Source organism: Pseudoalteromonas sp. MMG022 (assembly GCF_021654245.1).
Classification (GTDB): Bacteria; Pseudomonadota; Gammaproteobacteria; order Enterobacterales; family Alteromonadaceae; genus Pseudoalteromonas; species Pseudoalteromonas amylolytica.
The window spans coordinates 1-18,784 of the sequence record NZ_JAKFZQ010000010.1 but is presented as its reverse complement, the minus strand read 5'-3'; the positions used below and the strand labels follow the sequence as shown (position 1 = coordinate 18,784).

General features: G+C 43.9%; 20 protein-coding genes and 1 tRNA gene. 8 read left to right on the top strand and 13 right to left on the bottom strand.

From position 1 onward, the window contains the following. Positions 1-52 precede the first annotated feature (52 nt). From recQ to L1070_RS10775, 4 genes are all read left to right on the top strand, one after another. Positions 53-1,870 (top strand): DNA helicase RecQ, encoded by a 1,818-nt coding sequence (recQ, locus tag L1070_RS10790; protein WP_237125555.1) that lies wholly within the window; start codon positions 53-55, stop codon positions 1,868-1,870. 18 nt (positions 1,871-1,888) lie between these two features. After that, positions 1,889-2,185 (top strand): DUF3630 family protein, encoded by a 297-nt coding sequence (locus L1070_RS10785; RefSeq protein WP_237125554.1) that lies wholly within the window; start codon positions 1,889-1,891, stop codon positions 2,183-2,185. 78 nt (positions 2,186-2,263) lie between these two features. Next, on the top strand, positions 2,264-3,961 hold the full coding sequence (locus L1070_RS10780; protein WP_237125553.1) for a ShlB/FhaC/HecB family hemolysin secretion/activation protein: 1,698 nt from the start codon (positions 2,264-2,266) through the stop codon (positions 3,959-3,961). 52 nt (positions 3,962-4,013) lie between these two features. After that, on the top strand, positions 4,014-4,577 hold the full coding sequence (locus L1070_RS10775; protein ID WP_237125552.1) for a mechanosensitive ion channel domain-containing protein: 564 nt from the start codon (positions 4,014-4,016) through the stop codon (positions 4,575-4,577). Positions 4,578-4,624: 47 nt separating this feature from the next. Here L1070_RS10775 and L1070_RS10770 read toward each other — a convergent pair whose 3' ends face one another. Genes L1070_RS10770 through L1070_RS10760 form a run of 3 tightly spaced genes read right to left on the bottom strand, consistent with a single transcriptional unit; the run spans position 4,625 to position 7,012 of the window. Further along, positions 4,625-5,683, bottom strand: a complete 1,059-nt coding sequence (locus tag L1070_RS10770; protein WP_070983730.1) for a succinylglutamate desuccinylase/aspartoacylase family protein — start codon at positions 5,681-5,683, stop codon at positions 4,625-4,627. Beyond that, on the bottom strand, positions 5,670-6,575 hold the full coding sequence (rimK, locus tag L1070_RS10765; RefSeq protein ID WP_237125551.1) for a 30S ribosomal protein S6--L-glutamate ligase: 906 nt from the start codon (positions 6,573-6,575) through the stop codon (positions 5,670-5,672). The genes L1070_RS10770 and rimK overlap by 14 nt, the downstream gene beginning before the upstream one ends. Then, positions 6,572-7,012, bottom strand: a complete 441-nt coding sequence (locus L1070_RS10760; RefSeq protein ID WP_237125550.1) for an ATP-dependent zinc protease — start codon at positions 7,010-7,012, stop codon at positions 6,572-6,574. The genes rimK and L1070_RS10760 overlap by 4 nt, the downstream gene beginning before the upstream one ends. A gap of 142 nt (positions 7,013-7,154) precedes the next feature. On the opposite strand from L1070_RS10760, the gene L1070_RS10755 reads away from it, so the two are divergent. Continuing rightward, positions 7,155-8,126, top strand: a complete 972-nt coding sequence (locus tag L1070_RS10755) for a zinc transporter ZntB (RefSeq protein WP_237125549.1) — start codon at positions 7,155-7,157, stop codon at positions 8,124-8,126. 32 nt (positions 8,127-8,158) lie between these two features. On the opposite strand, the gene L1070_RS10750 is transcribed toward L1070_RS10755, so the two are convergent. Further along, positions 8,159-8,233: transfer RNA gene (locus L1070_RS10750), tRNA-Arg, on the bottom strand. A gap of 251 nt (positions 8,234-8,484) precedes the next feature. Here L1070_RS10750 and L1070_RS10745 point away from each other — a divergent pair. After that, on the top strand, positions 8,485-8,667 hold the full coding sequence (locus L1070_RS10745) for a helix-turn-helix domain-containing protein (protein WP_237125548.1): 183 nt from the start codon (positions 8,485-8,487) through the stop codon (positions 8,665-8,667). Here the strand turns inward: L1070_RS10745 and L1070_RS10740 are convergent. From L1070_RS10740 to L1070_RS10700, 9 genes are all read right to left on the bottom strand, one after another. Continuing rightward, on the bottom strand, positions 8,664-9,494 hold the full coding sequence (locus L1070_RS10740; RefSeq protein WP_237125547.1) for a phosphotransferase: 831 nt from the start codon (positions 9,492-9,494) through the stop codon (positions 8,664-8,666). The two genes, L1070_RS10745 and L1070_RS10740, sit on opposite strands and share 4 nt — an antisense overlap. Continuing rightward, entirely contained in the window at positions 9,457-10,059 is a 603-nt protein-coding gene (gene pnuC / locus L1070_RS10735) for a nicotinamide riboside transporter PnuC (protein ID WP_237125546.1), read from the bottom strand. Before pnuC ends, L1070_RS10740 begins: the two co-directional genes overlap by 38 nt. A 23-nt stretch (positions 10,060-10,082) precedes the next feature. Further along, positions 10,083-10,331 carry a hypothetical protein gene (locus tag L1070_RS10730; RefSeq protein WP_237125545.1) on the bottom strand — a complete coding sequence of 83 codons (249 nt, stop codon included), beginning with the start codon at positions 10,329-10,331 and terminating at the stop codon, positions 10,083-10,085. Positions 10,332-10,368: 37 nt separating this feature from the next. Continuing rightward, the gene (locus tag L1070_RS10725) at positions 10,369-10,863 is read right to left on the bottom strand and encodes a conotoxin (RefSeq protein WP_237125544.1); all 495 of its coding nucleotides are present in this window, start codon (positions 10,861-10,863) and stop codon (positions 10,369-10,371) included. Between the two features lie 11 nt (positions 10,864-10,874). Further along, a complete protein-coding gene (locus tag L1070_RS10720) occupies positions 10,875-12,257 on the bottom strand; it encodes a Gfo/Idh/MocA family oxidoreductase (RefSeq protein ID WP_237125543.1) in 1,383 nt (460 codons plus the stop codon). 136 nt (positions 12,258-12,393) lie between these two features. Then, positions 12,394-13,467 (bottom strand): aminoglycoside phosphotransferase family protein, encoded by a 1,074-nt coding sequence (locus L1070_RS10715; protein WP_070984043.1) that lies wholly within the window; start codon positions 13,465-13,467, stop codon positions 12,394-12,396. Positions 13,468-13,519: 52 nt separating this feature from the next. Next, complete coding sequence (locus L1070_RS10710; RefSeq protein WP_237125640.1) at positions 13,520-14,371, bottom strand: NTP transferase domain-containing protein; 852 nt, start codon at positions 14,369-14,371, stop codon at positions 13,520-13,522. 112 nt (positions 14,372-14,483) lie between these two features. After that, positions 14,484-15,917: an NAD-dependent succinate-semialdehyde dehydrogenase gene (locus L1070_RS10705; RefSeq protein WP_237125542.1), complete on the bottom strand. Its 1,434-nt coding sequence runs from the start codon at positions 15,915-15,917 to the stop codon at positions 14,484-14,486. Between the two features lie 120 nt (positions 15,918-16,037). Beyond that, positions 16,038-16,673 (bottom strand): NAD(P)-dependent oxidoreductase, encoded by a 636-nt coding sequence (locus L1070_RS10700; RefSeq protein ID WP_237125541.1) that lies wholly within the window; start codon positions 16,671-16,673, stop codon positions 16,038-16,040. A gap of 123 nt (positions 16,674-16,796) precedes the next feature. Between L1070_RS10700 and L1070_RS10695 the strand changes: the two genes are divergently transcribed. Both L1070_RS10695 and L1070_RS10690 read left to right on the top strand, forming a co-directional pair. After that, entirely contained in the window at positions 16,797-17,687 is an 891-nt protein-coding gene (locus tag L1070_RS10695) for a LysR family transcriptional regulator (protein ID WP_237125540.1), read from the top strand. Positions 17,688-17,803: 116 nt separating this feature from the next. Next, the gene (locus L1070_RS10690) at positions 17,804-18,757 is read left to right on the top strand and encodes a tyrosine-type recombinase/integrase (RefSeq protein ID WP_237125539.1); all 954 of its coding nucleotides are present in this window, start codon (positions 17,804-17,806) and stop codon (positions 18,755-18,757) included. The last annotated feature ends 27 nt before the right edge of the window (positions 18,758-18,784 follow it).

Genomic DNA, 18,784 nt, shown 5'->3' with positions numbered 1-18,784 from the left:
AAGCACTAAAAGTTACAGACAAGCGTGACAAAAACATCTAGAATGCACGGCGATGGAAAACCAAGCCCTTACTATAGAACAAACCGATATACACACCGTACTCAAAGAAATCTTTGGCTACAGTGAGTTTCGTGACGGCCAAAGCGCCGTAATTAATGCTGTTCTTGGTGCACAAGATGCTTTGGTGTTGCTACCGACCGGTGGTGGTAAATCATTATGCTATCAAATTCCAGCTTTAACCTTACCGGGCCTGACAGTGGTCATATCACCACTCATTTCACTGATGCAAGATCAAGTTGCTCAGCTTCAAGCGCTAGAGATCAAAGCTGAATTTATTAATAACAGCCTCACCTTCCAGCAGCAGCAAGAAATTTATCAACGCCTACATCACAACGATGTAAAACTGCTGTATGTCGCACCAGAAAAAGTACTGCAATACGAATTTAAAGAGCGCTTGAGAAACCTCAATATTAGCTTGTTTGCGATTGATGAAGCGCACTGCGTGTCACACTGGGGGCATGATTTTCGACCACATTACTGCCGCCTAAGCGAACTAAAACAACAGTTCCCTGCCGTTCCAATGATGGCACTCACCGCCACTGCGGATATTGCAACACGTAAAGACATTGTTCATCAGCTAGGGCTTAACCAGCCCTATATCCACACCGGCAGTTTTGATAGACCGAATATTCGCTACACTATCGAAGAAAAGTTCAAGCCGCTGTCCCAGCTCATGCGCTATCTGAGAACTCAGCAGGGCCAAAGTGGTATCATCTACTGTACCAGTAGAAAAAGAGTTGATGAGATAGCTGAAAAGCTCGCAGATGCAGGTTTTAATGCCGCGGCTTATCACGCAGGGATGAGCAATGAACAGCGCCAGTTTGTGCAAACAGCCTTTGCTCGAGACGATATTCACATCGTGGTAGCCACCGTCGCATTTGGCATGGGTATTAACAAATCGAATGTGCGTTTCGTTCTACACTACGACATTCCAAAAAGTATCGAAGCCTATTACCAAGAAACGGGACGCGCAGGTAGAGACGGCCTCGCAGCGGAAGCGATCATGTACTTTGACCCTGCAGACATTGGCCGCGTGAAACGCTTTTTTGAAGATATAGAAGACGAGCACAGACGCCGTGTTGAAGAGCAACGTTTTAACGCGATGGCCAGCTTTGCTGAAGCACAAACCTGTCGTAGACAAATTCTTTTAAACTATTTCAGTGAATATCAGCGTGAACCGTGTGGTAACTGTGATATTTGTCTAAACCCACCGAAGCGCTTTGATGGCACTTTAGTAGCCCAGCAAGCACTTTCATGTGTGTACAGAGCAGAGCAACGATTTGGTCTGGGGTATATTGTTGACCTGTTGCGAGGGGCAAATACCAGCCGTATCAGAGATAATCAACATCACACACTGAGCACTTACGGTATTGGTAAACAACACAGCAATGAATTTTGGCTCAGTGTATTACGCCAACTTATTCACCATGGATTACTCGCACAAGATATTACACAAGGTGCTAGCCTGCGTTTAACTGAGGCCGCCAGAGCGGTTTTAAAGGGCGAGTACACGCTACAACTTGCGCAGCCAAGACTTGAGGCTAAACACGTTTACCAGGACAAACTGGCTCAATTTAACTACGATAAAAAGCTCTTTGCGAAGCTACGTAGTTTACGAAAAGAGCTGGCCGATGAAGACGACGTACCACCCTATGTGGTCTTTAATGACAAAACGCTGGCAGAAATGGCGCAGCTTATGCCAACCACAGACAGCGAGTTTTTGAAAGTCTCTGGAGTTGGCTTTACCAAGCTCAGCAAATACGGCGCGCCTTTTATGCAACTTATTCGCAACTATCTGGCAGCCAGCTAATTAGCTAAGAGAAAAATCATGAGCCAAGTCGAATTTGACCCTGAATACCAAATATTGATCATTACACCAACATGCTTGCCCGAAGCAGATGAATTTGAACTATGGGGCAGTATCTTTTTGCACCATCCACAGCACATCCAAATCATAGAGTTTGCGCAAGGGGCAGACCGTCATCAACTACGATTTAGCTACGCTCAGCAAAGCTTCAACCTCAACTTTGAACATTACAGTGAGAGTATTTGGATAGCCCCTGAAGGACAAGATGCGGCACCTTTTTTGCCAAAACTCGCTCAATTATTTCTATCAAATTCTTAATTATGAAATAGACTTAAAGACTAAGGTTTGTTTATAGTAAAGCATTCATATGGTTAAATAATTGATTGGGAGTTGCGAATGAAGGCACTGAAATGCAATCACTTTTTAGTCATTTTCAGCGCCCTAATGTCCGCTCCAAGCGTCGCTCAAAACCTTGAACACGCAACCCAAAGCTGTGCTAATCAAAGAGCTGAAGAACCACTCAACAGCAACTTACAACGCCAGCTGGATAAAGAACCTAACCTCCCTCCCGAAGGTGAAACTAAGCACATTGAAACAGTGAGTTTTCATCAGCTCAATGTTTTTGATACCAGTTTACCAGAAGAAGATAACGCGCTATTTCGCTTTGCCAACCGCGCCCATATAACCACCAAACCTGAAGTATTGCGTAGCATATTGTTATTCCAAGAAGGAGATATGTATTCGCAAAAAAGGCTTGTTGAGTCGGAGCGATTGCTCAGAAACCAAAACTTTTTGTACGACGCCAGAGTATTTGCCGAAGAAGACTGCCATGGCAACATTCATGTGAGTGTCGTTACCCGTGATCTTTGGACCTTGTTGCCTGAACTGAGCTTTAGCCGTAGCGGTGGCGAAAATTCATCACGCATCGGCTTTAGAGAAACTAACTTACTAGGTTGGGGTAAGCGCCTATCACTGACTCATACCAGTGACAAAGACCGCTCTGGTTACTTATTTGTGTATGACGACCCCAACATACTGTCAACCCGCTATCGTGGCCGTGTTGAATATGCTGATAATGACGACGGAAAACGCCACTACATCGGTGTGCACTACCCATTTTTTTCAACGGAAACGCCTTATAGCTATGGTATGTCTGATTACGAAAACCGGCGTATTGAATCTTTGTACGAAGCTGGCGAAGTGGTGTCTGAATTTGAACATTTAACCCAAATATCAGATATATATTTTGGTGCTGCTACCACGCTTTCTCGTGATTGGACCCAGCGCCTAAGTGTCGGCTTTCACCACCAAGAAGATGAATTTAAAGGAATTCAAAAAACTCGCTTGCCGATTGCTGAAAATAGAACAGTAAGTTATCCCTACCTCAAAGGTCACTGGTTTGAGGACAATTACATCAAAGTCAGAAACTTTGACTCCATCTACCGCACAGAGGATTTAAATCTGGGCTGGAACATCAACGCCATGCTTGGGTATTCTGATGATCAGTTGAGTAATGAGGACAGCCACTTGGTTTATCAACTGTCCGCACAAAAAGCCCATTTCACATCCGACAGAAGCCTGTGGCGGGTGGCTTTATCTGTTGATGGACAATGGAATAGCGAACAAAACACCGCACGCAACATGGTCACTGAGGCCAATTTTGAATATTACCTCAATACCAGTTTATACCAGTCTTGGTATGCTAAAGTGCAACTAAGATTTGCTAAAAACCTCACCCAAGACAAGCAGCTAACTTTGGGAGGCGAAACTGGCCTAAGAGGCTTTCCAATTAAATATCAACATGGTAGCAAAAGTGTTTTGGTGAATATAGAAAAACGCTACTATTGGGAGTATGACTTGCTGCAACTGTTCAAAGTCGGTGCAGCAGTGTTTTTCGATATAGGTCGCGTGCGTGGCCATTCGTTAGTCGACAGTAATCCTGATTATTTGAAAAATATTGGGATGGGACTACGCCTTGCCCCTAGCCGCGCCAACGCGGGGTTAGTGCTACATCTTGATGTTGCGGCACCAATCAATGGGCCAGAAAACATCGATGACATTCAATGGCTATTCACCGTAAAGAATCGCTTTTAAGAACTGTACCACTATGCTATAACCATGCAAATTTCAGTTATGGGATAGAGACTTGTCTTATTTAACGACTATATTAGCGGAACAGTACCGCTTAGTGGTCACGGCATTCGTGTTACTACTTTTTCCTATCATTTTTAAATACAGCCAACGGGTACTTGATAGAGTTACTCAAGGCAAGATAGATACACATCGTCAGCTCAGAGCGGAGCTACTGCTAAAAATAATCACAGCCATCGTGCTGATATGCTTACTGCTTGTTTTTTGGGGCATAGAGCTTAGAGGACTGCTGGTACTTGGGTCTTCATTGTTCGCAATGTTAGGTGTAGCCCTGTTTGCAGGCTGGTCTTTACTCAGTAATTTGACCTCATTTTTACTGATGTTTATACAAAACTATTGTCGTGTCGGAAACTGGGTGCGTATTGTCGATGGTGCAAACCACATTGAAGGCTGCATCGTTGAAATGGGCTTAATGAATGTTGTTCTAAAAAACGTTGATGGCCACCGTGTAATTTACCCAAACAACTTATTTGTTACCCGTCCAGTATTAGTACTTCGCGAAGAGCCAAGCAAACCCAAAACACCAGCGCCAAAACGCGTATTGGGCCCGAAAAAGTAAACGAGTAACCTGTGTTTAGGCAGGTTACTAAGTTATGTAGATAGTAATTAATTATTTAACTCTACACTACCGTTGGTTTCATTGGTTTCGCTAAGCTCATCGATAAATGACTCAACCTGTTGCTCCACCAGCGAGTTTGCATGAGCAAAGTAGGCCAAATGAAACACAGCATCCCCTTCATTTACCAAAGGTAGCGTTTGCTGGCCGATAACGATACCGCTGCGCGGAGCCTTAAGTGCCAGCTCGTTACTGCCTAACGGGTTATCGATATAAGCTAACACCTGCCCTTTGGTGACCCGTGCGCCTAAATTGACTTGAGCACGAACAATGCCATCTACCTCTGCACGGATCCAGCTGGTTGACGCTGCAATGACAGGTTCTGGCCCTTTTTTGCGCCTTCTTCCTTTTAGCATTTTTAGCTTTTTCAAGACATTTTCAACGCCTTGTAAACCGCCCGCTATGGCCAAGGGGTCAAATCTTAGCGCCTCCCCTGCCTCATAAGTGACAACCGGAATACCTCGGCTGCTGGCTTCACTACGCAGCGATCCATTTCGCAACGTGGCGTCAATCACCACAGGCGTACCAAACGCATGGGCAATTTCAGCCGTCTCAGGACATGATAGGTCAGCACGCACTTGAGGCAAGTTTGACCTATGTATAGCCCCCGTATGGAGATCAATAATATGCGTACATAAACTGGCCACTTGAGAGAAAAACATGTGCGCCATTCTCGCGCCAAGCGAGCCCCGCTCTGAACCTGGAAAACAACGATTCAAATCGCGTCTATCTGGCAGATAACGTGACTTTTGTACAAACCCAAATACGTTAACCACTGGCACTGCGATAATGGTGCCTTTAAGTTCTCGAACGTCTATCTTACCAAGTAATTGACGAACCACTTCAACACCATTGAGTTCATCTCCGTGAATTGCAGCACACACTAAGACAACCGGTCCTTTCTCAAGCCCGTTAACCACCTCTATTGGGATGGTCAACGGCGTGTGCGTGTATAGCTTAGCAACTTCCAACGATAATGTTTTTCTTTCACCGACACCGATACAGGTATCAAGTAGGGTGAATGGCCTGTTTATTCTAGCCTTTGCCACGTGTTGCAGTCCTCTTAAATGCAGCGTTTTTTTCGATAAAATCAATGATCATACCGGCAATGTCTTTGCCCGTTGCTTTTTCGATACCCTCTAATCCCGGTGATGAGTTTACTTCCATCACCAAAGGACCACGGCTAGAGCGCAGTAAATCTACCCCAGCCACGTTCAAACCCATCGCTTTAGCCGCAGCCACCGCCGTTTTGCGCTCTTCTGGAGAAATACGTACAAGACTGGCGCTGCCACCACGGTGAAGGTTAGAGCGAAACTCACCTTCTTGTGCTTGACGCTTCATTGCTGCAATCACTTTATCGCCGATAACAAAACAGCGAATATCAGCACCGCCTGCTTCTTTGATGTATTCTTGCACCATAATATTGGCTTTGAGGCCCATAAACGCTTCAATCACGCTCTCGGCTGCTTTACGGGTTTCTGCCAATACCACGCCAATCCCTTGGGTGCCCTCTAACAACTTGATCACAACAGGCGTACCACCGACCATCTCAAGTAGGTCTTTTACGTCATCGGGCTTACTGGCAAACCCAGTAATTGGCATACCGACACCTTTGCGTGACAGCAATTGTAATGATCTCAGTTTATCTCGTGAACGCGTAATTGCGACAGATTCGTTCAGCGGATAAACGCCCATCATTTCAAACTGACGTAATACCGAGCAGCCATAAAATGTAATCGAGGCACCAATACGAGGGATCACGGCTTCTACTTCGGTGATACGCTCGCCCTTGAAGTGAATTTCAGGTTCTTGTGAATTAATATTCATGTAACAGCGCAACGCATCCAATACAATAATTTCATGACCTCGCTGCTTCGCTGCTTCGATTAAGCGACGAGTCGAGTAAAGTTGCTTGTTGCGGGATAAAATCGCTATTTTCATTGTTGTTCCGTTTCTTTGGTTAAATATGAAGCGTTTGGGTCAACGACTATTCGACCAGCCATTGCTGTGCGTCCTAATAACATTCTAAATTTCATGTTGTCGCGGTTCGTCAAAGTAATCTCTATCGGCCAAGTTTGCCCTGCGATGACGACGTTACTCTCTATAACGTAGCGCATTTCTCTATGACCACCAGAATCTGTCACCTGCCGCTCGTCTTTAATTGCCGCCTCGCAATAGAGTTCCACATCTGTGCGCTCTTGTTCTGGATGAAGCCAAAACCTGACCCAAGGCTGCCCTTGGTTATCAAATGGTTCAACCCTAAATGCATGTAAACAAGAAGTACGTGCGCCGGTATCTACTTTTGCCTTAATACGAGCAATTCCAAGCTCTGGCAGCGATAACCACTCACGCCAACCAACATTAATCTTGTCAGACATACTCGCTCCTTAAAAAACTGTCTTATACAGCAATTTTCAGCATATAACAGCGAGTATTATTTATCCAAACAATTAGAAAATTACATTGAAGTATCAATAATTTTATACAACCATGGTAAAACTGTCGCAAAGGAGTATTACAATGAATTCAGGTTTAGTACATGCGGTACAACTAGATGGCTTAGGTGGCGCCCTTGAGCTAAATGATTTACAAAGCGTAGCCCAGCTACAAGCGCAAAATAAGCCCATTTGGTTGCATTTCGATTATAGTGCTAACGACACAATAACTTGGCTTCAAGCTCAGTCTTATTTGCAAGAATGGGAATGGCAAGCACTCACAACAGATGAAACAAGGCCACGGGTCACTCAAGCGGAACATGGCCTGCTACTGTTTTTACGGGGTGTAAATTTAAATCCTCAACAAAGCCCTGAAGATATGGTCTCAATTCGTTGCTTTGTGAATGAGAACCTGTTGATTACTCTACGCAAACGCCAATTGATGTCTGCACAAGACGTGTTGCAGTCACTAAAGCATAAAAAAGGCCCTTGTGATATTGCTGATCTACTGAGCAGCTTGGTGCAGCGCCTGACCTCAAGAATGCAGGATGTGATCTATCAAATTGATGAACAACTCGATGCCTTTGAAGATTGCCTAGATAATCACGATGGGCAAATTGATGCCGGTGTGCTCTCGACCACCCGCCGTCAAACCATCGCTTTAAAGCGTTACTTAAAGCCGCAAAAGGTTGCCATCACAGAGCTTGTTGATTGCCAGCCATCATGGCTCAACGATAGCGCGATACATAAATTGGATGAGGCAAATAACGCATTGAGTCGTTATGTTGAAGAATTGGAGTCGGCAATAGAGCGAGCACAGGTCATACAGCACAGCCTATCAAACCAACTGAGCGAACAATTAAACCAGCGTATGTATGTTATGTCAGTCGTCGCAGCTTTGTTTCTACCATTGGGGTTTTTGACGGGCTTACTGGGAGTCAATATTGGTGGAATTCCAGGCACAGAGTCACCTTATGCCTTTGCGCTATTTGTAGTCTCTTTGTGCTTATTAACGGGCGGAATTGGCTATTATTTCAGAGCCAAGCATTGGCTATAACATACAAAAGTGAGTGTTGAAGATAAGGTAACTGGCGCTCTCGGCAGGGATCGAACCTGCAACTCAGCTTCCGGAGAGCTACGTGATATCCATTTCACCACGAGAGCACATCAGTATGACCTGAGGCGTTATGATAATGGCATCGAAAAATAAATACTAGCATTTGTGCGCTATATGGTTAATAAACCACCTGAAATTCAAAAAAATACTATACAAGACACAAAAAACACGATATTTAACTATGCTTATTGGTACGGTTGCCTAAGCTAGGCACTGTAATAGCGTAAAACAAAGTAATGACCACACATTTTAACAACAAAGCGTCATTACGTATTTGTACATCAAGAGGACGATATTTATGACCCCTATGACCACTGAGCAAGTCGCAGAATTCCTTGGCGTAAAAGTTGAACGTGTTAGACGCTTGGCAAGAGAAAATCTACTCGTTGCGAAGGATCAAGACCCTCAGGGACAGCCCATTTTTGACCGCGCGGATGTTGAGAAGTATAAAGAACTTGCACAACGCTTGGGCGGTATTTAACCCGCTAACCCCTGTAGTTGAAGTCGCAAAGGCGCTGCTAACTCAACGTAATCGCGACTTTCATACCACTGTACGCTTAACAGTAAATAGCCAATCTGGTACGCCCGCAACTTATCCGTTGCATATTCAGGCGTCGACATATGCTTGTATGAAAAGTACATGTCCAGCATTTCACTTTGCTGTACTACTGTTAAATTAAAACTACAGCAAAGCGCAGCCAAATCAAAAAACACATCGTTATAGCCTGCATATTCGAAATCAATGAACTTGATACCCTGGCTACTTGCAATAATATTATCAGTAACTAAGTCATTGTGACAAAAAGCCATGTCCCTAGGTAAGGATGCTATTTTCTCCACCGCCCAATGTAATCTACACTCAGCAAATGAATAACGTGTCGTGTCTATCTCTTGTAATAATTTTCCTATATCCAAAATTTCACTGTCTTCGTTGGCTTGAAATTCATGGATTTCAAACAGAGATGACAGAATCGCGTTTAAGTCGAGCGACTGTTTGATCTCTGGTGCAAATGCAAACAGAGCAAGCTTCTCTTCCTTGTGCCACATAACGACCGGCTGGGTGACGGTTGTTTCTATTGCAAGGCGTTGCTGAGCTTTAAGCGCACTCAGTGGAAAGTGACTACGATATAGTTTGAGCAATAATGGACCAAGTGAAGAGTCTAACCAGTAATTTTCATTGCTTAAGCCCTTGTTGAGTGGTCTCAGTTGATAAATCTTCAATTCAGGTTTGAGTTGTGTAAGTTTGGCAATCAATGCTTGCTCTTTCATCTCATAGCTTTCCAAGTGACTTGCCCTGACGATACTCATAGCTTTCATACCAACATTTGTAACCCCAACAAGCCATCAGCGTATAAACAACACTTAGCAACAGCGTTGCATAATAACCTTTCACCAAAAGCAAATACATCGTCGCTGTATTAATCACTATCCAATACAACCAGTTTTCAAGCACTTTATTTACCAGCAGATAGGTTGCCAATATTGAGAAAAAAACGGTTAAAAAGTCTATGTAAGCGACCTGTATATAATAGCCCGCCACCTTGGCTAATAATGCCACCATAATAGCAAGGGAGGCGGCCACAAACACAAGCAGCATATGCAATTTAAGGGGCCACGAGCAAATGGGTAACTTGTTGTTATTAAAACCCTGTCGCCACATCCACCAGCCAACGAACGACATCAACATGTAATAGCCATGCAGTAAAGCCTCAACAAAGAGTGCTCCTTGCCAATACATCGCGGCATACATAAATGTGCTCAAGAACCCGAATGCCCAACAACCATTATGCTCTTTAATCGCTAAAACGAGATAAAGAAGCGCAAACAATACGGCCGTATACTCCCAGTATGGCAGTGTTACGAGTGTACTCATATGCCTCCTCTAACTCTCTAGCATCAGGCTGACAAATCACCGCTGATAAATTTGCATACAAACACGACTTTTCCATACTCCTCAAAGGAGCGCTTCATATGCTTTTGTAACTGACCCATAACGACATCATAGTCACCAAATACTTGTGTAGACATACTATTACTAATCACTTTAAGCTCTTGATGTGCTTTAAGGCGCTCAATGAAGTCTTTAATAAATGGTACATAATCTTCATGTAGTGGATATTTACTGATTTCAACTGATAGTTTCATTACAATTCCAACTTTTGTAAAACTAAAAAACCAATACCTAATCTATTCGTAGATTGAGGTTTTTTCCATCGCTTACCATGGCTTTAGGGGTATAGTTTATCCAGTCTTGCTGATATGTTATCAGGCCATGTTCATTAAATTGCAGTTTTATTAAAAAGCGCCAAGGCCCAAGTTTATCACCACCATAATCAAAACGATGAAACTCACCTGATACGATTGCTACTCGTTGCTGCACGTCGATAATCTTCTGCTCGATACTAAATAAGGGTTTGTTATCAAGTACCGTAACCTGACTTGTCGGCCAAGCATAAAACTGCTCTATCTCAGCTCGGTTCGCTGCGTAGTGACCATATACCATATCTTCGAGCTGCGCGCGTTCATCATAAAATGATAAAAACGTATCGAAGTCTGTACGCTGTTGATACACATCAAGATACCGATTAACGGTTTGCTCAAGCGATAGATCAGCTTTTTGCGTTACACATGCACTGAGCAACAGGGTGCTAACTATAAAAAGAACTGGTAGTTTCATCACTTAATCTCTTAAACGCCTACGATGCCTAGCGGTTTACCCTGTTGCCAAGCTCCACGAGTAAAATCAGGAATATCAATAGATGCACTGCGATTAGACACAGATAATGCCGATAAAGGAGAAATCACCGACCACGCTGCACCGTCATAAACATCTTGATCCAAAGGTTCGCCATTGCGTAGACAATAAATCATACGCCAGAACATCAGAAAATCCATTCCACCGTGTCCGCCATTACGTTTTGCCTCTTCGCCCATGCGTAACCAAAGTGGATGATCGTACTTAGCGTACCAACTGCTCATCTCATAATCCCACTCATGGAAGCTGATCTCACTGCCATGCTCCAATGCAATGCGATTAGGGAACCCTGCAAATACCCCATTAGTACCTTGAATAAGATTATGGCGTGAATATGGTCGTGGTGTGGTTGTATCATGCTGAACCATAATACTGCGGCCTTTCACCGTCTTTATCAAAGTCGTGTTCATATCCCCTGAGATATACTTTGCCTGATTACGTATATGTTCAGGCGAAAACTCTCGCTGAGCGTATGCGGCACGGCCCAAAGCGGGAGAACTCATCGACGTTAAATAATCAAATCGATCGCCCCGATTAATATTCATGTATTGAGACACAGGACCTAAGCCATGGGTCGGATATAAGTTGCCGTTACGTTTGCTGTGCCAATCCGTGCGCCAAGACCCTGTTTTATGTTCCACTTCCTTCATTTGCCAGCGTAGTTCATGAATATACGCTGCCTCACCATGGAGCAACTCACCAAACAGGCCCTGACGAACCATGTTCAATACCATTAGTTCATCACGACCATAGTTTACATTTTCCATCATCATGCAATGACGTTGGGTACGCTCTGCGGTGTTTACCACGTCCCACATTTCTTCAACGCTAAGCGCTAAAGGCACCTCAACAAAGGCATGCTTACCACTGTTCATGGTATCTATAGCCATCGGTGCATGCCATTTCCAAGGTGTAGAGATGATGACAATGTCAATATCATCGCGCGCTAACAAATCTTGATAGGCCAGCTCTGCGCCCGTGTAAGTTGCTGGTCTTTGCTGGCCTTGTTCACTCAGGAAATTAATCGACCGGTCTAGGACCTCTTGATGAGTATCACAAATAGCCACTATTTGCGTCCCCTCAATTTGACTCATACGTTTGACATGACCATAACCGCGTTGGCCAACGCCAATAAAGCCAACTCTCACGATATCTAGCTTTTTTGTAACTAATCCCATCACAGATTGCCCAGCACGAGGTGGGATGTTTCCTTTTACACTCTGTGCGCACCCTGTCAGAGCGGTTCCAGCAATGGCTGTTGCCCCCACTGCGCTGCCTGCCGCTTTGAGAAAATCTCTACGATTCATTTTTGTCATTATTATTGTTCCTTAAAAGATACTTCATCTGCACGCTACCGCATACGGGCAGCAATGCAAAAAAGAATGCGACTAACTCCCCACGGCTTAAGATAATTCACGTGATACAAAAAAAGCGCCGTAGCGCCTTTTCATGTCAGTATTGAGCCAAAATATCTTTCAGTATTTTCTCCTTAGCCAACACATCTTGATATAGCTTAAACTGATTACGAGAGCGCTGAAGATTGTGCTGTTCTCTATGCACTGCAAAGTAATTATCTCCGTCTAGATAGTCAGTTAAAAAGCGTAGGCCAATCATAAAGGGCATCACTTTAGCCCCCAGTAAAAAGCTGTTTTTTTCTTGCTCGGTCAAGGTATCTGCCAACGGCTCCACATAACCTTTTACAATCGCTGAGAATATTTCTTCGCGAACCACAACATTTTCCAGATTAAGAGAATCCTCCGCCTCTGGTGAGCAGAACGTGCGCACCATATCTCCAAAATCAAATAACCAATAGCCAGGCATACATGTGTCCATATCGATCACAGCCTTTCCTTGATTAGTTTTAGTGCAAAATAGCATGTTATTGATTTTTGTATCGTTGTGGCAAGGGCGCAATGGGATGGATTTAAGCAATACTTGCAATTCATCAGCTAAGCTAAATTGAGACTGACAAAAAGCGATATCATCAATACATAGTTGCGCACGATTGTGGCGGTCCTGTTGGAGTGTCTTTTTAAAGGTTTCAATACGTTTGGCAAGATTGTGAAAGTCAGGGATCACATGATGTAATTGCTGAGCTTCAAAATCTTCAAGCGCCTTGGCAAATTGACCAAATGCGTTAGCCGCCGTTTGCGCCTTACTTGTGGAGTCAACCACATCTTCACTATAACTACCGCCAATAAACTCCAATGCCCGCCACACGCCGCCATTGTGGTTAACTAGATATTCATTTTCGACAGTGGGCAAGTGCTTAATAATATGTAAGCCATATTCACCTTGTACCACTTTATCAGATAAATGTTGCTCAATGGCACGCGCATTCTCTACCAGTTGCTCTGGATTGGGAAACACATCGGTATTGAGCTTTTGGACGACCACAGCTTGTTTTGTATCTTTGAGTAACATTGTGGTATTAATGTGTCCATTGCCAATTGGATTCATGACAGGCTGCTCACCCTGAAGTCCAAACTGCTGTGATAGGTGTGCCGCTACTGCACGATTTTCCATACTAACCTCATTGAATAATGGCATACAACCGAAGAGCACTTCTCTTTCATTATTAGCGTTGTTCATGTATTTTTCCTGCCACCGCTGCTAATTCTTCTTTAAACGTAACGCCATACCAATGATCTTCGGCTGAATACACAATCAAATCCAGGTTCCTTGATACGATGCATTGTTCAATACAATTTGGTAAATAATACTCTTTTTTGACACCGTTGTCATAACTCATTAAGAACTCAACAAAGCCCTGCTCTAGGCTTTCTATCAACTTAGGCGTTATTCCCCAGAATGTCATTGATGCCAGCGCAGAGTCAGGCAGAAGTTGCTGTCGGCCTTCATAACACCCGACAACCCCCTTTGCGGTATGATAGATATCTGTATATTCCTTAACACTGATTAATTTATCATCATTTAACTGGCATATACCTCTGTTAACACCACCTAGTTGAGACAAGGTGTTCAATAACGGGTAAGCCACCATTGCCATATCTTCAGGCCGCCTGTGAAAGTGTTCTACCATTTGTTGATACGCGGTCGGACCATAATAATCATCGGCAGTGATCACTATTGCGGGTTTAGTTATATATGCCTTGGCGCATAGTAAAGCATGGCCCGTTCCCCATGGTTTTTGTCGTTGCGCAGCATAACTTGCAAACTGCTCGGGTACTTGTCTAATGCTTTGTTCAACCAAGGTAACTTTCATTTGCGAAGGTAAACGCGGCAAAATGTCTTGCTGTATTGCGGCTTTTACCTGCGCATTAATAACTAGAATAACCTCACGCACACCAGCATGATAAGCATCTTCAATACTCAGCTCCATGATAGTGCGATTTACTTTCGGTAACAGCGCAATTTGTTTGCCACCACCAAAACGGCTACCAAGCCCAGCTGCTAAAACCACCAACATAGGTGTATTGACGTGTTGCAATGGTTTTGCTCCTTGCTTGAAAGAAAAAAATAATCCAGCGCGAAAGTTTATCGCTCTTTGTGATTAATGAAAAGTCATTGCGAAAAATGCGCTAATCAAACTTTTGACAAAGGTATTTAACCGTTAAGTATTCATCCAAACCTTGATGGCCACCCTCTTTGCCTAAGCCAGACTGCTTTACACCACCAAATGGTGCCACAGGGTTTGAAATTATTCCCTCATTAATACCCACCATGCCATAATCCAAGGATAAAGATACCCTATGTATTTGTGACACATCCTGAGAGTAAAAATAAGCTGCTAATCCTTCTTCTACACTATTGGCCAATTTAACGGCGTCAGATTCACCTGAGAATGACATGATGCTCACCACGGGGGCGAATATTTCTTGATTTGCAATATCCATGTTTGTGGTAACCCCCGTCAATATAACAGGCGCCATAAACAGACCTGATTGCGGCTTACCTTGATAAATAACCTCAGCACCTTTTTTAATGGCATCATCAATAAGCTGTTGTGCTTTTTCCTTGGCCTCAAAGGTAATAAGCGGACCAATATCAACCCCTTCTTCTAAGCCATCACCCACCACAAGCTTATCGACTGCTTTAATCAAACGTTCAAGAAAATGCTCTTCAATACCTTGTTGTAATAAAACACGATTTGCAGCCACACACGTTTGCCCCGCATTGCGAAACTTTGCAGCCATCAGCCCAGCCACAGCCTCATCTAAATTTGCGGATTCAAAAATGATGAAAGGCGCATTGCCGCCAAGCTCCATCGAAGTGCGCTTTATCGTACTTGCACATTGCTCAAGCAAAATACGGCCAACTTGTGTTGAGCCGGTAAAGGTGAGCTTACGAATGCGGCTTGTCTGACAAAGCGGTTTAATGAGTCCCGCAGAATCGGATGTTAACAATACTTGGAAAGCGCCCTTTTCCATTCCAGCTTGCAAAGCCAGTTGAGCCAATGCCAATGCGGATAATGGGGTTTGCTCCGAAGGTTTGAGAATAAAGCTACAACCTGCGGCATAAGCAGGGGCGACTTTACGTGTGATCATTGCCAGTGGAAAATTCCATGGCGTGATCCCAAGGACTATGCCAACCCCTTGTTTTATGGCGCTTAAATGATGTTGCGCATCATTGGCCGGAATAATCTCACCATAGCTGCGCTTTGCTTGTTCCGCATACCACTGAATATACCCAGCAGCATAATCAACCTCTCCCATCGCTTCTTTGAGTGGTTTACCTTGCTCTTGTGTTAGTAAGCGAGCAAGTAGCGGTTTGTTTTCCATTACCAGCTCGTACCAGCGCCATAACACTTCACTGCGTTGCTTAGCACTGGTCGCTTTTAGCACTTCATATGTGCCTGTTGCACTTTGTAGTGCCAGCGCAGTGCCTCGCTCATCAACCTCACTAACATAAGCCAACGGCTCACCTGTGGCAGGGTTCAAAACTGAAAAATGTTGCTCTGTGTGATAAGACTCACCCGCTATTAGTGAATGTTCCAGCCCTTCTAATAAACTCATCTTTCACCTCATAAAAGCGCAAAAACCGCAGCTTCCACTACGGTTTATAGTTATTTGCTCAATGATGTAATACTAATCTTAAACCTGCATTAGAACAAACCGAATCGCCATGGTATCACTTTAGTATGCAATACCGATGCGCTGGCGGTGATACACCGAGTTTTGCGCCTCATCTACCAGCGCTTTGGCATAGTCCTGTACCGAAATAGTGCTATTACCTTGTGTATCCAATAATAACTGATCGCCGCCAACACGATATGTGCCCGTGCGCTCACCTGGAAATATCTGCGCAGCAGGACTGACAAACACCCAGTCCAATTCACTTTGGGTATTTTTGAACACATCCAACGCTTGCCCTTGTGCTATGGCTTCATCTTTATACTCTGGTGGAAAGTTAGGTGATGATAATAATGACTCACCACTTGAGGTGATCAGGCTGCCAGCTCCCCCAACCCACAGCAGTCGTGCAATTCCCAGTTGTGGTAGCTCATCTAGTAAACGCTGTGCTGTATTTACAACTATCTCATGATTACCAGCGGCACGACCGCCTATAGCACTTATCACTATATCCGCTCCCAAGACCGCTTCTTTAAGCCCCACTGTAGCTAACAAATCCAATGGGCGCACAACCACATTTGAGTTATCCGTCGGTACCACCTCACGGCTGATAGCGATTACTTGATGGCCCTGTGCTAACGCTTCACCCACGATGGTTGAACCAATCCAGCCTGTTGCACCTATCACTGCTATTTTCATGTTTATCTCCAATTACAATATGTCTGTTTAGCCAGTGGTGCAATTATGTTTAAAACAGTATTTGTAATAAATATATAAATATGAACATAATTAGTTCATAAAAAGAAACAATGAAAGTGTGTTATGGATAAGATCACAGCGCTCAGAAGCTTTGCCGAGGTGGCCAGTACCGGTAGCTATACTCAAGCGGCGGAGCAGTTGGGCATTAGTCGGGTTAAAGTCACAAGGCATATCAAAGAATTAGAAGATTGGCTTAATGTGCGTTTATTGCACCGCACAACACGTAAGGTGAGCTTAACAGCACCTGGAGAAGAGCTCATATCTCAATCCGAACGCGTACTGCATGAAGTTGCTCATTTAGAAAGGATTGCTCATAGTCACAATGAAGAGCTGATCGGTGAGATCCGTATCGCAAGCCCTATTGGACTTGGCCAGAACTTACTCTATGAAGCGCTCGTGCCGTTTACTTTGCAACACCCTAAAGTACGTGTTCAGTTAGTGATGTCAGATAGTAATGCCCAACTTGTCGAAGAGCATATCGATGTCGCCCTACGCTATACAAACCAACCCGATGACACCCTTATCGCGCGTAAGCTGATGAGCATAGATAGTGCGCTATGTTGCTCACCCGAGTACATACAAAAACATGGTCAGATAGACGCTCTTGGTCAACTCAAACATCACAACTGTCTTGTGCATGTGCCGCAACGCAGCTGGACTTTTATAGAGCAAGATCAATTACGCACCATTGAAGTAAATGGAAATATCAAAGCCAATGATGTGTCGGTTTTGATCAACGCCTGTATCGACGGCCTAGGAGTTGCCTATCTCCCCTGCGATTTAGCCAATCCACACATCCAATCTGGCAAACTGGTGCGACTGCTTCGGGGCACCATATTACCGACCATGTCACTGTGGGCAGTGTATTTATCCAGAAGCTATCAAAGACCCGCTGTACGCGCTTTTATCGACCACCTAGCCGCACAGTGGCAGACGGATATTAAAGCACCTTAAGTGGTGCGCTTGGACTTTGTGATAAATGATTGGTGCGTCTTGGTAGGTAATATTTCTATTTTCGCAATAACTACACTATCATATTAATTTCATTGAATTTATATAGAGTAGTATCAATGCAAATCAGCGAAACATGCGAACAATTTCTAGCCTACTGTAAGACCAATAAACAACTTTCAACACTTACCCTAAAAGCATATCGCCAAGACCTGACAACCTTTCAATCATTGGTTCGCGAACAAGAAATTAGTGAATTTGATAAAAAGCAACTACAAAACTACCTACACAGATTGCAGCAAACAAGTCTCAGTGTACGTACAATAAAAAGACGCATCGCCTGCCTAAAAGCCATGTTTAGATGGCTTGAAAGAGAAGAGTTTATCCAAACGAATCCATTTCATAAGGCAGACATTAGTATCAAGGTGCCCACCCAACTGCCTCGTAATATCCCAAAAAGTAACCTAAGAAAAATGCTCAGAACCGCGCGTACGAACCTTAATATTTGCAAGCATGACAGCTATAACATCACTACGCTAAGCGCGTTGATCAAAACACCCAAGCACCTTAATCAACTTACCGCGCTTTTAGCGATAGAGCTGTTGTTTGCTACAGGAGTGAGAGTGAGTGAATTGGTCAACATCGACATAAAACATATTCATCTAAGCGAAAAGAAAATCAAAATATTTGGTAAAGGCCAAAGAGAGCGCTATGTTTTTATTCCTAGTAGTGAAGTTGTAGAACTCATAAGGGCCTATTTATCATTAAGAAACGTCACCACCGCTGGGCACTCATTATTACTCACCAACAGCCGTGGAAAACCGGCCTCCGCTCACTTTATTCGTAAACTCATCAGAGAAACATCACATGCAGCCAAGCTCGAAAAAGTCACGCCACATATGTATCGACACTCAGCCGCGTGCCAACTACTTGAATCAGGCGTAGACATTCGATTTGTACAGCGCTTGCTCGGCCATCAAAGCATCTTGACTACTCAGCTATACACTCATGTCAACGACAATGCCCTGCAAAAGCAAATCACCAAAGCCAATACCCGAGGAGGGATATTCTAAAAGTAACGATAACTAGGAATTATGATG

Coding starts and splice junctions, on each gene's coding strand:
- recQ (WP_237125555.1), top strand. CDS start 53: ATGGAAAACCAAGCCCTTACTATAGAACAAACCGATATACACACCGTA.
- L1070_RS10785 (WP_237125554.1), top strand. CDS start 1,889: ATGAGCCAAGTCGAATTTGACCCTGAATACCAAATATTGATCATTACA.
- L1070_RS10780 (WP_237125553.1), top strand. CDS start 2,264: ATGAAGGCACTGAAATGCAATCACTTTTTAGTCATTTTCAGCGCCCTA.
- rimK (WP_237125551.1), bottom strand. CDS start 6,575: ATGAAAATAGCGATTTTATCCCGCAACAAGCAACTTTACTCGACTCGT.
- L1070_RS10760 (WP_237125550.1), bottom strand. CDS start 7,012: ATGTCTGACAAGATTAATGTTGGTTGGCGTGAGTGGTTATCGCTGCCA.
- L1070_RS10755 (WP_237125549.1), top strand. CDS start 7,155: ATGAATTCAGGTTTAGTACATGCGGTACAACTAGATGGCTTAGGTGGC.
- L1070_RS10745 (WP_237125548.1), top strand. CDS start 8,485: ATGACCCCTATGACCACTGAGCAAGTCGCAGAATTCCTTGGCGTAAAA.
- L1070_RS10740 (WP_237125547.1), bottom strand. CDS start 9,494: ATGAGTATCGTCAGGGCAAGTCACTTGGAAAGCTATGAGATGAAAGAG.
- pnuC (WP_237125546.1), bottom strand. CDS start 10,059: ATGAGTACACTCGTAACACTGCCATACTGGGAGTATACGGCCGTATTG.
- L1070_RS10730 (WP_237125545.1), bottom strand. CDS start 10,331: ATGAAACTATCAGTTGAAATCAGTAAATATCCACTACATGAAGATTAT.
- L1070_RS10725 (WP_237125544.1), bottom strand. CDS start 10,863: ATGAAACTACCAGTTCTTTTTATAGTTAGCACCCTGTTGCTCAGTGCA.
- L1070_RS10720 (WP_237125543.1), bottom strand. CDS start 12,257: ATGACAAAAATGAATCGTAGAGATTTTCTCAAAGCGGCAGGCAGCGCA.
- L1070_RS10715 (WP_070984043.1), bottom strand. CDS start 13,467: ATGGAAAATCGTGCAGTAGCGGCACACCTATCACAGCAGTTTGGACTT.
- L1070_RS10710 (WP_237125640.1), bottom strand. CDS start 14,371: ATGTTGGTGGTTTTAGCAGCTGGGCTTGGTAGCCGTTTTGGTGGTGGC.
- L1070_RS10705 (WP_237125542.1), bottom strand. CDS start 15,917: ATGAGTTTATTAGAAGGGCTGGAACATTCACTAATAGCGGGTGAGTCT.
- L1070_RS10700 (WP_237125541.1), bottom strand. CDS start 16,673: ATGAAAATAGCAGTGATAGGTGCAACAGGCTGGATTGGTTCAACCATC.
- L1070_RS10695 (WP_237125540.1), top strand. CDS start 16,797: ATGGATAAGATCACAGCGCTCAGAAGCTTTGCCGAGGTGGCCAGTACC.
- L1070_RS10690 (WP_237125539.1), top strand. CDS start 17,804: ATGCAAATCAGCGAAACATGCGAACAATTTCTAGCCTACTGTAAGACC.